Origin of the sequence: Flavimaricola marinus, from assembly GCF_900184895.1 — a bacterium.
GTDB classification, from domain to species: Bacteria; Pseudomonadota; Alphaproteobacteria; order Rhodobacterales; family Rhodobacteraceae; genus Flavimaricola; species Flavimaricola marinus.
Map to the genome: position 1 here is coordinate 30752 of NZ_FXZK01000011.1, position 12872 is coordinate 43623.

Below are 12872 nucleotides of genomic sequence, written 5' to 3' on the forward strand. Positions count from 1 at the left end.
GAGCAGCCCGATACTGTTCCGGGATCTGGCCAGCATCTGAGCGTCGGATTGCCGAGGCGGAACGGCGAGACTTATCTTTGTCAGCGCTGCTGATATGATCGGCGCATGGCAGCGATCAGTACGATTCCAAACCTTGGCCCGGCCACCGAGGCCCTGTTCAAGGCGGCCGGGATAACCACCGCCGAACAGTTGCGCGAACTGGGGGCGGACGCCGCCTATGCGCGGCTTCTGGAAAACGGCGCGCGCCCCCATTTCATTGGATATTACGTCATCGTCATGGGCCTTCAGGGCCGCCCGTGGAACGACTGCAAAGGCGCCGAGAAGGCCGCCTTGCGCAAACGGTTCGATGCGTTGAAATCCGCCCACTTCGACACGAACAAGTCCGAGATCGAACGGATTCTGGATCAGATCGGCGTTGTGGCCCTTGGTTCGAGAGAGACGACGATATGAGAATACTGCTCACAACCGCGCTTTGCCTGCTTCTGGCAGCCTGCGGTGGCTCCGACGAAGCGGAAAACACCATTGATCCCTCGCAGCTTTACCCCGGCGAAACACCGGAAATGCGCAGCCTTATCAATGAGTACGCCGCATTTCATCAGATCCCTTCGGCCCTGCTGCACAAGGTCATCCAGCGCGAGAGCGACTATCGCGCTTCGGCACGCAACGGACCCTACTATGGGTTGATGCAGATCCTGCCGGAGACCGCCGCCCAGATGGGTCATCAGGGTCCGCCTTCGTCGCTTTTGGATGCGGAGACCAACCTGCTCTATGCCGGGCGCTATCTGCGCGGTGCGTATATCGTGGCGGACGGCGATCTGGACGAGGCGGTGATGTGGTATGCGCGGGGCTACTATTACGAGGCGCGGGATCGCTGCCTTCTGGTGGAGACTGGCCTGCGCGACCGCGAGTTGCGCTGCTAAGTATTAACGCGCCCCGGACCCCTATAAATCCGCTGCGGTCTGGCGTCGGTGTGGCGTCGGTATCTGGTCGGTGTCGTTTTCGGTGAATCCGTCGCGGACCGAATGTAAACCGCCCGTGCGGAGGGGCGCTAAACATAAACAGGCCCGCACCGATGCGTTCGGGCGGGCCTGAGTTTTTTTACCAAGATGAAGGGGCGGTTTAGCCGACCAGTTCGAGCCCGGAGAAGAAGAAGGCGATCTCTTCGGCTGCGGTCTCGGGGGCGTCGGAGCCGTGGACCGAGTTCTCGCCGACCGATTCCGCGAATTCGGCGCGGACGGTGCCCGGAGCCGCGTCGGCGGGGTTGGTGGCGCCCATGACTTCACGGTTTTTCAGAACGGCGCCTTCGCCTTCGAGGACCTGCACGACGACCGGGCCGGAGGCCATGAATTCGGTCAGCTCACCGAAGAAGGGGCGCTCTTTGTGCACGGCGTAGAACTGGCCGGCCTGATCGACGGTCAGCTGGATCCGCTTTTGCGCGACGATGCGCAGGCCGGCGTCTTCGAACTTGGCGTTGATCTTGCCGGTCAGGTTGCGCTTGGTGGCGTCGGGTTTGATGATGGAGAGTGTGCGTTCGATAGCCATGATGTGCCTCTTGTGGTGATGGGGGTTTTGGCCCCGGAAATGGATCGCGGCTGCCCTATCACGGCCCAACAGCCGTGAAAAGACAGTAATCCGCCGCCCCGCATTGACGCCCCCGCCGGGCTGGTGCAAAGGGCTGGCATGCTCCGTATCACAGACCTTTCCTATTCGATCGATGGCCGTTCTCTGATCGAGAACGCGACCGCCGTTATTCCCACCGGCCACAAGGTCGGTCTTGTGGGCCGCAACGGCACCGGCAAGACCACTCTGTTCAAGATGATCCGGGGCGAGTTGATCCTCGATACCGGCAATATCGAGATCCCGCGCGGCTGGAAGATCGGCGGCGTCAGCCAGGAGGTGCCCGGCAACGAGGTCTCGCTGATCGACACCGTGCTCATGGCCGACAAGGAGCGTCACGCCCTGCTGGCCGAGGCCGAGACCGCGACCGACCCCGCCCGCATCGCCGATATCCAGACCCGCCTTGCCGACATCGACGCATGGTCCGCCGAGGCCCGCGCCGCCTCGATCCTCAAGGGCCTTGGCTTCACCGATGAAGAGCAGCGGATGCCCTGCTCTGCCTTTTCCGGCGGCTGGCGGATGCGCGTCGCCTTGGCGGCGGTGCTGTTTTCCGAGCCGGACCTCTTGCTGCTGGATGAGCCGACCAACTATCTCGACCTTGAGGGGGCGCTGTGGCTTGAGGCCTACCTCGTCAAATACCCCCACACGGTGCTGATCGTGTCCCACGACCGCGAGCTGCTCAACCGGTCGGTGGGCGGGATCCTGCATCTCGAAGACAAGAAGCTGACCTATTACACCGGTCCCTATGATAGCTTTGCCCGCCAGCGCGCCGAAAAGCGGATGCTGATGGCCTCGGCGGCGAAAAAGCAGGACGCCAAGCGGGCGCATTTGCAGGCCTTTGTGGATCGCTTCAAGGCCAAGGCCTCGAAGGCCAAGCAGGCCCAGTCCCGGGTCAAGATGCTCGAAAAGATGGAGACGATCCGGGTCCCCGAGGATGCCGCCCGGACGGTGTTCACCTTCCCCAAGCCCGAGGAGCTTTCGCCGCCGATCATCGCCACCGAGGCGGCCGCCGTGGGCTATGGCAATCTGATCGTGCTGCACGATCTGAACTTGCGCATCGATCAGGACGACCGGATCGCCCTGCTCGGCCGCAACGGCGAGGGAAAATCGACGCTTTCCAAGATGTTGTCAGGCAGACTTGAAGTCGCCCGCGGCAAAATGGTGTCGTCGAACAAGCTGCGCATCGGGTTCTTTGCCCAGCATCAGGTGGACGAGTTGCGGGTCGAAGAGACGCCGTTGCAGCACCTTCTGCGCATTCGTGCCGAGGAGGGTCAGGCGAAGCTGCGCGCGCGCCTCGCGGGCTTTGGCCTGATGGCCGCTCAGGCTGAGACCGAGGTGGGCCGCCTCTCGGGCGGTCAAAAGGCTCGACTGTCGCTGCTGCTCGCCACGATCGACGCGCCGCATCTCTTGATCCTCGACGAGCCGACCAACCACCTCGACATCGAAAGCCGCGAGGCCCTCGTCGAGGCGCTGACCGCCTATACCGGCGCGGTGATCCTCGTCAGCCACGACATGCACCTGCTCAGCATGGTCGCGGACCGGCTCTGGCTGGTCAAGGATGGCCGGGTGAACCCCTACGAGGACGACCTTCAGGCGTATCGCCGGATGCTGCTCGCCGTCGAAAAGCCCGCAGACAAGCCAAAGCCCGCGCCAAAGGTCGCCAAGCCGAGCCGCGAAGACATCATGGCGCTCCGTTCCGAGGCCCGCAAATGCGAGGAGCGCGTCAAGAAGATCAACGAGATGCGCGACAAGCTTGCCAAGAAGCTCGCGGATCCGGCACTCTACGAGGACGGTCGCAAAGGCGAGTTGGAAACGTGGAACAAGAAATACGCCGAAGTCATGGAGGGCCTCGACCGCGCCGAAGCGATGTGGATCGGTGCACTGGAGAAGCTCGAGAAGGCGGAAGCGGCCTGATGTTTCTTTTGGCCACAAATACGGGATGCCAGGTCTCGCCACGAGCCCGACGATGACCGAGATCCCCGTCCTCATCACGGCCTTTACCACGCTTTTCATCATCATCGACCCGCCGGGTCTCGTGCCCCTGTTCATCGCGCTGACCCAGGGTCTGGGTGCTGCACAGCGCCGGGCCATCGCCTACCGGGCCTGTCTGGTCGCCGCCGCGCTGATGCTGGCGTTTCTGTTTTTGGGCGAGGCGCTGCTTGGCTTCATCGGTATCTCGATGCCCGCGTTCCGGATTGCGGGCGGGGTATTGTTGTTCCTGACCGCGCTCGACATGTTGTTCGAGCGCCGCCAGTCGCGCCGTGAACACAGCGCCGAAGAGGGCGTCGATCCCGATCACGATCCATCGGTGTTCCCGCTGGCCCTGCCGCTGATTGTCGGACCGGGCGCCATCACCACCATCATTCTATTGGCGGGACAGGCTCAGGGACCTGCGGACTTCGTGGCGATCACGGTGGTCATGGCGCTGGTGCTCGTCACCGTCCTGATCGCCTTCCTCGCGTCCAGCTTCTTTGAGCGGATGCTGGGCAAGACCGGGATCAATATCGTGACCCGGGTTCTGGGCATGCTGCTCGCCGCTTTGGCCGTTCAATTCATTCTCGATGGTCTGCTCTCTTTTGGTTTCGCCTCCTGAGACCTATATCCTGTCCATGGATGGAAATGATTTCGGACAACTCGCCTATCTCGTGCTGCTTGGACTGGCTGTGGCCGGCTGGTTCTTTGCGCAGAACCGCGAAAGCATGGGCAAGGTGGCCCAGCAGGCCGCCGTCTGGGGCTTGATCTTTGTGGGGGCGATCGCGGCTGCGGGCATGTGGAACGACATCTCCCGCGATGTGATCCCCCGACAGGGCGTGCTGTCGGACGGACGGATCGAGGTTCCTGTGGGCCGCGATGGCCACTATCATCTGACCCTCGCAGTCAACGGCACGCCTGTCGACTTCGTGGTCGACACCGGCGCCAGCCAGATCGTGCTGAGCCGTCAGGATGCCGCCAGAGCGGGGATCGACACCACGGCCCTGACCTATCTCGGCACCGCACAGACCGCCAACGGCGTGGTCCGCACCGCCCCTGTCCGCCTCGATAGTCTGAGCCTTGGCGATCTGGCCGACCGTTCCGTCCGCGCGGTCGTCAATGACGGGGACATGGACGGGTCGCTTCTGGGAATGACCTATCTCAGCCGCTTTGAACGGATCGAGATCGAGAACGGTCGTCTGGTCCTTAGCCGCTGACCGGCGGCCAGTGGTCGGTGTCGTGGTCCGGGTGCTGGCGGTTGCTGGCCGCAATGGCGGGCGCTTCGTCGGCCATGTCTTCTTCGGTGGTTCCGATGTTCGGGATATGCCCGATCTGGTCCACCTGCGGCAACCGTCCCTCCATGCCGGATTCGTGGATCAGCGGGATCGCGGCAGGATCGTCAAACGCCCCGAGACAAAGCCCGTAGCCGCCCGGATAGCCATAGAACAGCGGCGTGCCGCAGGCGCTGCAGAACCCGCGCGTCACTTCGGCGGAGCTGTTGAAGGTGGCGGGCGTGCCCCGCGTCCAAATCACCTCTGACGCATCTGCATCGACCAACGATGCAAAGAGATTGCCAACCGCCTTCTGACACATCCGGCAGTGACAAATGTGGGCCTTGCCCCGCGAGGGCACCGCCCGAAATCGCACCGCGCCGCATTGGCAGCCGCCTGAGAGCCCTGTCATCCCGACTCGGCCTTCTTGGTCCATCGTCCGTCCTCCTGCGCCCAATATTGCGCGACGGCTCCCGCTTTGGTCAGTGTCTTCCACTGACCGCGTGCATGCTCGAGCGCCGCCCCGTCAAAGCCGTCGAACAGGATGCAGACCCGCTCGCGTTTGGCGACCTCGTCTGGTGCGACATCGGCCCCGCCGACGATCATCAGGCATTCCGCTTCTTCGTCGGCCGCCTCTCCCGGGGCACATAGCAGCACCGGTTGCAGGGCGTCATGCGCCCCGCCTGCCCGACCATGCGGCAGGAAGCTGTCCTGCGCCCCCAGCCAGAGCGATTTGTCCAGATCGTCCAGCAAATCCGCCGACGGCCCGCGCACGATGACCCGCCATCCGGCCCCGCGCGCCTTGCCGATCAGCATCGGCAGGGTCTGGCTCAGCGGGCTTTCGGTGAGATGGTAGAAGTAGGTCTGCCCCATCAGGACACCACCCGCGGATCATAGCTGCCGATTGTCCAGATGTGCCCTTCCGGGCAGCGCAGCGAATAGGTCTCTCCGCCGTAGTTTTCCTGCTTGAGCGGCATGATGATTTCGGCCCCGGCCGCGACGGCGCGGTCGTGATGCCCCGCCACGTCGTCGACGATGGCATATTGCGTCGTGGTCTCGCGCCCGCCGGTCTCTTGCGGAGAGATCATGAAGGCCGAAAACGCCGAGTCGCGGCTGTCTGGCCCGAACATGAACAGCCCGTCTCCGAGCCGCAATTCGGCGTGCCGGATGGCCCCGTCGTCGTCGCGGTGAACGGCCAGTTCCTCCATCCCGATTACGTCCTTGAGAAATCCGAGTGCGGCTTCGGTATCGCGATATCTTGTGGCGGCGAGCAGCATGGTGGAACTCCTGAAAGAGAGAGGTCGCCCAAGCATAGCGTTGTCTCGCTCAATGACCAGATAGCAGTTCAATCCGCCGCCGGTTTGCGGTAGCGTCTGGGCAAAACCAAAGGCCCGGCGGAAAGGCACTTCAGATTGGCGCGATTTGACCGATATCTCTTGTCGCAACTGATGGTGCTGTTCGGCTTTTTCTCGCTGATCCTGATCCTGATGTATTGGGTCAACCGTGCGGTCGTGCTGTTCGATCAACTGATCGCGGATGGCCAGTCGATCGGGGTCTTTCTGACCTTTTCGGCCCTGACCCTGCCCGGCCTCATTCGCATCGTGCTGCCCTTGTCTGCCTTTGCGGCCGCGCTCTATGTCGCCAACCGGATGATCGCGGAAAGCGAGCTGATCGTGGTGCAGGCCACCGGGTTTTCGCCGTTTCGTCTGGCCCGCCCGATGCTTGTCTTTGGGGTGATCGTGGCCCTTTTGATGTCGATCCTCGTGCATTATCTGGTGCCCGCCTCTGTCACCGAGCTGAACCGTCGCCAGACCGAGATTGCCCAGAATGCCACCGCCCGCCTGCTGCGCGAGGGTCAGTTCCTGTCGCCCGTCAACGGCGTGACCCTGTATATCCGCGAGATCACCCCCGAGGGCGAATTGCGCGACATATTCCTGTCGGACACCCGCGCCAGCGCCGAAAGCGTGACCTATACCGCCAGCAGCGCCTATGTCGTCCGCACCGAAAAGGGCCCGCAGCTCGTGATGATCGACGGCATGGCCCAGACCCTGCGCGCCGACAGCGACCGTCTGATCACGACCGCCTTTGCCGATCTGGTCTATGACGTGGGCGCGATGATCCAGCTGCCCGATACCAGCAGGCGTTCCTCCCGCGAGGTGATGACCCATGACCTTCTGCGCCCGACACCGGCGCTGGCCACGGAAACCGAGAAGACCGAGCCGGAGCTTTATGCCGAGGGCCATAGCCGCATCGCGGAATCCCTGCTCGGCCTGATCGCACCACTCATCGGCTTTGCCACCCTGCTGGTCGGCGGGTTCAGCCGCTTTGGCGTCTGGCGGCAGATGGTGTCGGCCATCTTTCTGTTAGTGCTGATCAAGATGATCGAGAGCGTCACGACAAATGCCGTCCGCGCCGATCCGAGCCTTTGGGCGCTTGTCTATCTGCCCAGCTTCTGCGGCCTGCTACTGACCACCGGTTTGCTCAGCTGGTCGATGAACCCGGCCGTGTTTCGCCGCCGCATCCCAGAGGTGTCGCCGTGATCCTGCACCGCTATTTCGCCCGCCGTTTCGTGCTGACCATCCTTGGTGTGTTCGCGGTGTTCTTCATGCTGCTGCTGTTCATTGATCTGATCGAGCAGTCCCGCCGCTATGGCGACGAGTCCACAGGCTTTGCCCAGCTTTTGGGCCTGACCTTGCTGAATGTTCCGCAGGGCATCTACGAGATCCTGCCGCTGATCATGATCATCTCGACCCTCTCGCTGTTCCTTGGCCTTGCTAGGTCGTCCGAGATGGTGGTGACCCGTGCGGCGGGCCGGTCCGCGATCCGGGCCCTCGTCGCCCCGGTGGGCGTGGCGCTGGGGCTGGGGATACTGGCGGTGGCGCTGCTCAACCCGATCGTCGCCTCGACGACCAAGGCCTACGAGGCCAAGCTCGACGGGATGCAGGGCCGCGCATCGGTGCTGTCGCTGGCCGCAGATGGCCTGTGGTTGCGACAGGGCAGCGACACCGAACAGACGGTCATTCGTGCCACCCGCGCCAATCTGGACGGCACCGAACTGGACGGCGTGACGTTCCTGACCTTTGGCCCCGATGGCCGACCGGAGCGCCGCATCGAGGCGGCGTCCGCGACCCTGTCGGGCGGGGCTTGGATCCTGACTGACGCCAAGGTCTGGCCGTTGGTCGGCACCCGCAATCCAGAGGCCGAGGCGGTGCTGCATCCTACGTTGCAGATCAGCTCGACCCTGACCGCCGACCAGATCCGCGACAGCTTTGGCACGCCGTCCTCGATTTCGATCTGGGAGCTGCCGCAGTTTATCGAGCGCCTGCAGGACGCCGGCTTCTCGGCCCGCAGGCATCAGGTCTTTTTGCAGATGGAACTGGCGATGCCGGTCTTTCTGGTGGCGATGGTGCTGATCGGAGCCGGGTTTACCCTGCGCCATCAGCGCGGCGGCAAGACCGGGGTGATGGTGCTTGCGGCGATCCTGCTGAGCTTTGCCGCGTATTTCCTGCGCAACTTTGCCAAGATCCTCGGCGAGAACGGCGAGATCCCCGCAATTCTGGCCGCATGGGCGCCGCCTTTGGCCGCGATCAGCCTGTCGCTGGCCCTGCTCTTGCATCTGGAAGACGGCTGATGCGGGCGCTTTGGGTTCTTGTCATCCTGTGTTGGCCCTTGACGGCGAAGGCGCAGATTACCGCCTCGCTCGTTGCCGACAGCGTCACCGTGGTGGGCGAGACGCAATTGATCGCCACCGGCAATGTGCAGGCGTTCTACGCCGGTGCCACATTGTCGGCGAGCCGCATCATCTATGATCGCCCCACCGACCGGCTGATCATCGAAGGCCCAATTTTCCTGCGCGAGGAGAATGGCGATATCCTGCTGGCAGACCGTGCCGAGCTGGACCCCCGGTTCGAGAACGGGTTGCTGCGCGGGGCCCGCTTGGTGCTGAACCAGCAGTTGCAGTTGGCTGCCAACCAGATCAGCCGCGTCGAGGATGGACGCTATAGCGCCCTGACCCGCACCGTGGCGACCTCTTGCCAGGTCTGCGGCACCCGCGCGCCCTTGTGGGAGATCCGGGCCGAGACGGTGATCCATGACACCGAGGCCCGCCAGCTCTATTTCGAGGACGCGAGTCTGCACGTGCGCGGGGTTCCGATCTTTTGGCTGCCCCGGATGCGCCTGCCCGACCCGACCCTGGACCGGGCGACCGGTTTTCTGACGCCGAGCATCCCCACGACCAATGATCTCGGGGTCGGCATCAAGATCCCCTATTTCATCCGGCTGGGCGACAGGGCCGACCTGACGTTGACCCCATACTATTCGGGCGCGACCAACACGTTGGAGGCGCGCTTTCGCCAAGCCTATCTGGCCGGTGATATCGAGATCAACGCCGCGGTCAGCCGCGACGATCTGCTGCCCGATACTTGGCGCAGCTATATCGAAGGCAATGGCCGCTTTGATCTGGGCCGCGATTTCAAACTGACCTTCAGCACCGAGGCCGTGTCGGACCCGGACTATCTGTCGGATTACAGCTACTCCGAAGCGGATCGGTTGGCGTCGGGCCTGCGCGTGGTGCGCGTCGACGATGACGAATTGTTCGTGGCCGAGGGCAATTACTACGCCTCGCTGCGCGACGGAGAGGTCGACAGTTCGCTGCCCCCATTGGTGCTGAGCTTTGGCTATGAGCGCCGGATCGTTCCCGATGTAATCGGCGGCGTGGTGACGTGGGGCGTGTCCGGCGATGCGCTCAATCGCGACTACGAGCTTGATCCCGACAACGCCCGCGATCTGTCCCGCCTCGGCCTGATGGCCGCCTATCACAACCAGTGGATCGCCCCGATCGGCATCGTCGCCACGGTCGATGCGGATTTGCGATTGGACTATTACGCCGTCGCGGACGATCCCGCCGCCGAGAGCGGTTGGCGCGTCGGACCAGCCGCGGCGATCACGCTGCGCTGGCCGTTCGTGCGTCCCTCCTCCGGCGGTGTCACCCAGGTGATCGAGCCGGTGGTCAGCCTTGGCTATTCCGACAGCATCGGCGTGCTGCCGCCCAACGAAGACGCGCTTCTGGCCGAGTTGGACGAAGGCAACCTCTACGCCCTCACCCGCACTCCGGGCCAAGACGCCCGCGAGGTCGGCACCCGCGTCAGCGCCGGGGTCGCCTGGACCCGGACCGGGCCCGGCGGCGAGGTGGCGTCGCTGTCCTTTGGCCGGGTCTATCAAAGCGAAACCCAACCGGCCTATTCGCTGGCCTCCGGCCAGTCCTCGGCCACCTCGGATTGGCTGCTGACCGCCGGGCTGGAGACCCGCGGCGGCTTTGGCATCGATCTGCGCACCCTGTTTGACGACCATTGGTCCTTTAACAAGACCGAGACCCGGATCGACTGGGAAAACGATCGCATCGGACTGGCCGCCGCCTATCTGTGGCTTCCTGCCGATCCCAGCCGCGACCGCGAGACCCCGGCCTCGGAATGGCGCTTTGACGCGACCGCCCAACTGAGCCCCAACTGGGCCGTGAGTGCGGATGCCCGCTATGACGTGGGCGCCGACCAATTGGCCCGCGCCGGACTTGGCGTCGGATGGCAGAACGAATGCGTGACAGTGGACCTTTCGGCAGAGCGCCGTTATTCCTCGTCCACAGACGAAGATCCGACGACGACCTATAATCTGACGATCAACCTGATCGGGTTCTCGACAGGACGATCCACCGCCGGGCCAACCGGACAATGCCGTGACTAGAGGCACCAAGACGCAGCGCGGAGGCTGGCAGGACCTGCCCCCGGAGACACAGGAAACGAGGCAACCATGCGCCTGAGACATCTGATCCTAGCCCCGCTGATCGCGTTGGGCCTGACCGCCCCGCAAGGGACCGTGGCCCAGGGCCTGTTTTCCCCGGTGATCACCGTCAACGATGCCGCCATCACCGGCTATGAAATCGACCAGCGCACCAAGCTGTTGAGCGTGTTCCGCACTCCCGGCGATCTGCCGGCGCTGGCCCGTGAACAGCTGATCGAAGAGCGCCTCAAGGCCCAAGCCCTGAACGCCGCCGGACTGCAGCTGAACGACGAAGGCACCCTGCGTGCGATGACCGAATTCGCCGCCCGCGCCAATCTGGAGCTGGACCAGTTCCTGACCATTCTCGCCCAGAACGGCGTCGACGAAGAGACCCTGCGCGATTACGTCATCATGGGCATTGCATGGCGTGACTATATCCGCGCCCGGTTCAGCAGCCGTGTCGAGGTGACCGATGCCGACGTGGACGCGGCTCTCGGTCAGTCGACCACCGGGTCCGACGGGATCGAGGTCTTGCTGAGCGAGATCATCATTCCCGCCCCGCCGCCACAGGCCGCCTCTGCCCTGGCCACGGCCGAGCGCATCTCGCGTCTGACCTCGACTTCGGCCTTCGAGGCCGAGGCCCGCCGCGTCTCTGCCCTGCCCTCGAAGGTGAATGGCGGACGCCTCGATTGGCTGCCGATCAGCAACTATCCGCCGCAGTTCCGCCCGCTGCTTCTGAGCCTGTCTCCGGGCGAAGTGACCCCGCCAATCCAGATCCCCAACGGGGTGGCCCTGTTCCAGATGCGTGCCGTCCGCGAAGTGCCGCGTGCGCCAGAGCCGCCGGCCGCGATCGACTATGCCGCCTTCTACATCGCCGGCGGTCAATCCGAGGCCGGGCTGGCCGAGGCAGCCAGAGTGCGTGCCCGCGTGGACACCTGCGACGATCTATACGGCGTGGCCCGTGGCCTGCCGCCGGAGCAGCTGGAGCGCGACAGCCTGCCGCCCGAGCAGATCCCGCAGGACGTGGCACTGGAGCTTGCCAAGCTCGATCCCGGCGAGGTCAGCACGGCGCTGACCCGGTCAAACGGCCAGACGCTGGTGTTTCTGATGATGTGCGGCCGGACAGCCGCCGGCAATGCCGAGGTGGACCGCGAACAGGTCCGTTCGCAGCTCATCAGTTCGCGCCTTGCGGGCTATGCTGACGGAGTGCTGGCCGATCTGCGCGCTGCCGCCACGATCACCGGCCAGTGATGCCCCCCACCGCCCCGATTGCGATCAGTTGCGGGGAACCGGCGGGCGTCGGCCCTGAGGTTGCCGCCAAGGCGTGGGCGGCCTTGGGCCGCGATATGCCGATGCTGTGGATTGGCGATCCGCGCCACTTGCCCGAGGGCACGTCCTTTGAGGCCATCACCGACCCAGCCGAGGCGGCTGCGGTCTGTACCCGCGCCTTGCCGGTGCTGGCCCGTGACTTTGGCCCGCCGCTGCGCCCCGGCCATCCCAATCCGGCACATGCTCCGGGCGTGGTCGCCGCGATCGCGGAGGCCGTGGCGCTGGTGCAATCGGGCGCCTGTTCGGCCCTATGCACTGCTCCGATCCACAAGGCGGCGCTGATCGACGGCGCCGATTTCGCCTATCCCGGCCACACCGAGTTTTTGGCCGCATTGGCCGGTGACGTGCCGGTGGTGATGATGCTGGCCAGCACCGTGCTTCGCGTGGTGCCTGCGACGATCCATATCCCGCTGAGTGCGGTGCCAACCGCCCTGACCGAGCAACTGCTCTCGGAGACCATAACGATTACCCATGCCGCGCTGCGCCGCGATTTCGGCCTGAGCGACCCACGTATCGCGGTGGCGGGCCTGAACCCCCACGCGGGCGAAGACGGCAAGATGGGCCACGAGGACCGCGATCTGATTGCCCCCCTGGTCGAACGCTTTGCCGCGGAGGGCATGACCATCTTTGGCCCGATGTCGGCCGATACGATGTTTCATCCTGCCGCGCGCGCGCGCTATGACGCCGCTATCTGCATGTACCACGATCAGGCGCTGATCCCGATCAAGACGGTCGACTTTGCAGGCGGCGTGAACGTGACTCTGGGCCTGCCGTTTATCCGCACCTCGCCGGATCACGGCACCGCCTTTGACATCGCAGGCCAAGGCATCGCCGATCCGACGTCGATGATGGCAGCACTCGACATGGCCAGCGGCATGGTAGCGGCGAGGGCGGGATCGTGAGTTTATTTGC

General features: G+C 64.3%; 14 protein-coding genes. 10 read left to right on the forward strand and 4 right to left on the reverse strand.

What is annotated here, in order from left to right:
• The first annotated feature begins 105 nt into the window (after positions 1-105).
• Both LOM8899_RS18770 and LOM8899_RS18775 read left to right on the forward strand, forming a co-directional pair.
• Positions 106-450: a TfoX/Sxy family protein gene (locus LOM8899_RS18770; protein ID WP_093993794.1), complete on the forward strand. Its 345-nt coding sequence runs from the start codon at positions 106-108 to the stop codon at positions 448-450.
• Positions 447-920 carry a lytic transglycosylase domain-containing protein gene (locus LOM8899_RS18775; protein ID WP_093993795.1) on the forward strand — a complete coding sequence of 158 codons (474 nt, stop codon included), beginning with the start codon at positions 447-449 and terminating at the stop codon, positions 918-920. Before LOM8899_RS18770 ends, LOM8899_RS18775 begins: the two co-directional genes overlap by 4 nt.
• A gap of 199 nt (positions 921-1119) precedes the next feature.
• On the opposite strand, the gene ndk is transcribed toward LOM8899_RS18775, so the two are convergent.
• The gene (ndk, locus tag LOM8899_RS18780) at positions 1120-1542 is read right to left on the reverse strand and encodes a nucleoside-diphosphate kinase (RefSeq protein WP_093993796.1); all 423 of its coding nucleotides are present in this window, start codon (positions 1540-1542) and stop codon (positions 1120-1122) included.
• A gap of 138 nt (positions 1543-1680) precedes the next feature.
• On the opposite strand from ndk, the gene LOM8899_RS18785 reads away from it, so the two are divergent.
• Genes LOM8899_RS18785 through LOM8899_RS18795 form a run of 3 tightly spaced genes read left to right on the forward strand, consistent with a single transcriptional unit; the run spans position 1681 to position 4805 of the window.
• Positions 1681-3531, forward strand: coding sequence for an ABC-F family ATP-binding cassette domain-containing protein (locus tag LOM8899_RS18785; protein ID WP_093993797.1), 1851 nt, complete (start codon positions 1681-1683; stop codon positions 3529-3531).
• A 52-nt stretch (positions 3532-3583) separates the two neighbouring features.
• The gene (locus LOM8899_RS18790) at positions 3584-4210 is read left to right on the forward strand and encodes a MarC family protein (protein ID WP_093993882.1); all 627 of its coding nucleotides are present in this window, start codon (positions 3584-3586) and stop codon (positions 4208-4210) included.
• 16 nt (positions 4211-4226) lie between these two features.
• Positions 4227-4805 (forward strand): retropepsin-like aspartic protease family protein, encoded by a 579-nt coding sequence (locus tag LOM8899_RS18795; protein ID WP_093993798.1) that lies wholly within the window; start codon positions 4227-4229, stop codon positions 4803-4805.
• On the opposite strand, the gene LOM8899_RS18800 is transcribed toward LOM8899_RS18795, so the two are convergent.
• Genes LOM8899_RS18800 through LOM8899_RS18810 form a run of 3 tightly spaced genes read right to left on the reverse strand, consistent with a single transcriptional unit; the run spans position 4795 to position 6136 of the window.
• Positions 4795-5271: a GFA family protein gene (locus tag LOM8899_RS18800; protein WP_093993883.1), complete on the reverse strand. Its 477-nt coding sequence runs from the start codon at positions 5269-5271 to the stop codon at positions 4795-4797. The two genes, LOM8899_RS18795 and LOM8899_RS18800, sit on opposite strands and share 11 nt — an antisense overlap.
• The gene (locus tag LOM8899_RS18805; protein WP_093993799.1) at positions 5268-5732 is read right to left on the reverse strand and encodes a DNA polymerase III subunit chi; all 465 of its coding nucleotides are present in this window, start codon (positions 5730-5732) and stop codon (positions 5268-5270) included. Before LOM8899_RS18805 ends, LOM8899_RS18800 begins: the two co-directional genes overlap by 4 nt.
• Positions 5732-6136 carry a VOC family protein gene (locus LOM8899_RS18810; protein WP_093993800.1) on the reverse strand — a complete coding sequence of 135 codons (405 nt, stop codon included), beginning with the start codon at positions 6134-6136 and terminating at the stop codon, positions 5732-5734. The genes LOM8899_RS18805 and LOM8899_RS18810 overlap by 1 nt, the downstream gene beginning before the upstream one ends.
• Positions 6137-6271: 135 nt before the next feature.
• Between LOM8899_RS18810 and lptF the strand changes: the two genes are divergently transcribed.
• The 5 genes from lptF (at position 6272) to pdxA (ending at position 12862) form a co-directional block, all read left to right on the forward strand.
• Positions 6272-7399, forward strand: a complete 1128-nt coding sequence (gene lptF, locus LOM8899_RS18815; RefSeq protein ID WP_093993801.1) for an LPS export ABC transporter permease LptF — start codon at positions 6272-6274, stop codon at positions 7397-7399.
• Positions 7396-8490, forward strand: coding sequence for an LPS export ABC transporter permease LptG (gene lptG / locus LOM8899_RS18820; RefSeq protein ID WP_093993802.1), 1095 nt, complete (start codon positions 7396-7398; stop codon positions 8488-8490). The genes lptF and lptG overlap by 4 nt, the downstream gene beginning before the upstream one ends.
• The gene (locus LOM8899_RS18825; RefSeq protein WP_093993803.1) at positions 8490-10595 is read left to right on the forward strand and encodes an LPS-assembly protein LptD; all 2106 of its coding nucleotides are present in this window, start codon (positions 8490-8492) and stop codon (positions 10593-10595) included. The genes lptG and LOM8899_RS18825 overlap by 1 nt, the downstream gene beginning before the upstream one ends.
• Before the next feature lie 66 nt (positions 10596-10661).
• Complete coding sequence (locus LOM8899_RS18830; RefSeq protein ID WP_093993804.1) at positions 10662-11882, forward strand: peptidylprolyl isomerase; 1221 nt, start codon at positions 10662-10664, stop codon at positions 11880-11882.
• Positions 11882-12862 carry a 4-hydroxythreonine-4-phosphate dehydrogenase PdxA gene (gene pdxA, locus LOM8899_RS18835; RefSeq protein ID WP_093993805.1) on the forward strand — a complete coding sequence of 327 codons (981 nt, stop codon included), beginning with the start codon at positions 11882-11884 and terminating at the stop codon, positions 12860-12862. The genes LOM8899_RS18830 and pdxA overlap by 1 nt, the downstream gene beginning before the upstream one ends.
• The last annotated feature ends 10 nt before the right edge of the window (positions 12863-12872 follow it).

Coding starts and splice junctions, on each gene's coding strand:
- LOM8899_RS18770 (WP_093993794.1), top strand. CDS start 106: ATGGCAGCGATCAGTACGATTCCAAACCTTGGCCCGGCCACCGAGGCC.
- LOM8899_RS18775 (WP_093993795.1), top strand. CDS start 447: ATGAGAATACTGCTCACAACCGCGCTTTGCCTGCTTCTGGCAGCCTGC.
- ndk (WP_093993796.1), bottom strand. CDS start 1,542: ATGGCTATCGAACGCACACTCTCCATCATCAAACCCGACGCCACCAAG.
- LOM8899_RS18785 (WP_093993797.1), top strand. CDS start 1,681: ATGCTCCGTATCACAGACCTTTCCTATTCGATCGATGGCCGTTCTCTG.
- LOM8899_RS18790 (WP_093993882.1), top strand. CDS start 3,584: ATGACCGAGATCCCCGTCCTCATCACGGCCTTTACCACGCTTTTCATC.
- LOM8899_RS18795 (WP_093993798.1), top strand. CDS start 4,227: ATGGATGGAAATGATTTCGGACAACTCGCCTATCTCGTGCTGCTTGGA.
- LOM8899_RS18800 (WP_093993883.1), bottom strand. CDS start 5,271: ATGACAGGGCTCTCAGGCGGCTGCCAATGCGGCGCGGTGCGATTTCGG.
- LOM8899_RS18805 (WP_093993799.1), bottom strand. CDS start 5,732: ATGGGGCAGACCTACTTCTACCATCTCACCGAAAGCCCGCTGAGCCAG.
- LOM8899_RS18810 (WP_093993800.1), bottom strand. CDS start 6,136: ATGCTGCTCGCCGCCACAAGATATCGCGATACCGAAGCCGCACTCGGA.
- LOM8899_RS18825 (WP_093993803.1), top strand. CDS start 8,490: ATGCGGGCGCTTTGGGTTCTTGTCATCCTGTGTTGGCCCTTGACGGCG.
- LOM8899_RS18830 (WP_093993804.1), top strand. CDS start 10,662: ATGCGCCTGAGACATCTGATCCTAGCCCCGCTGATCGCGTTGGGCCTG.
- pdxA (WP_093993805.1), top strand. CDS start 11,882: ATGCCCCCCACCGCCCCGATTGCGATCAGTTGCGGGGAACCGGCGGGC.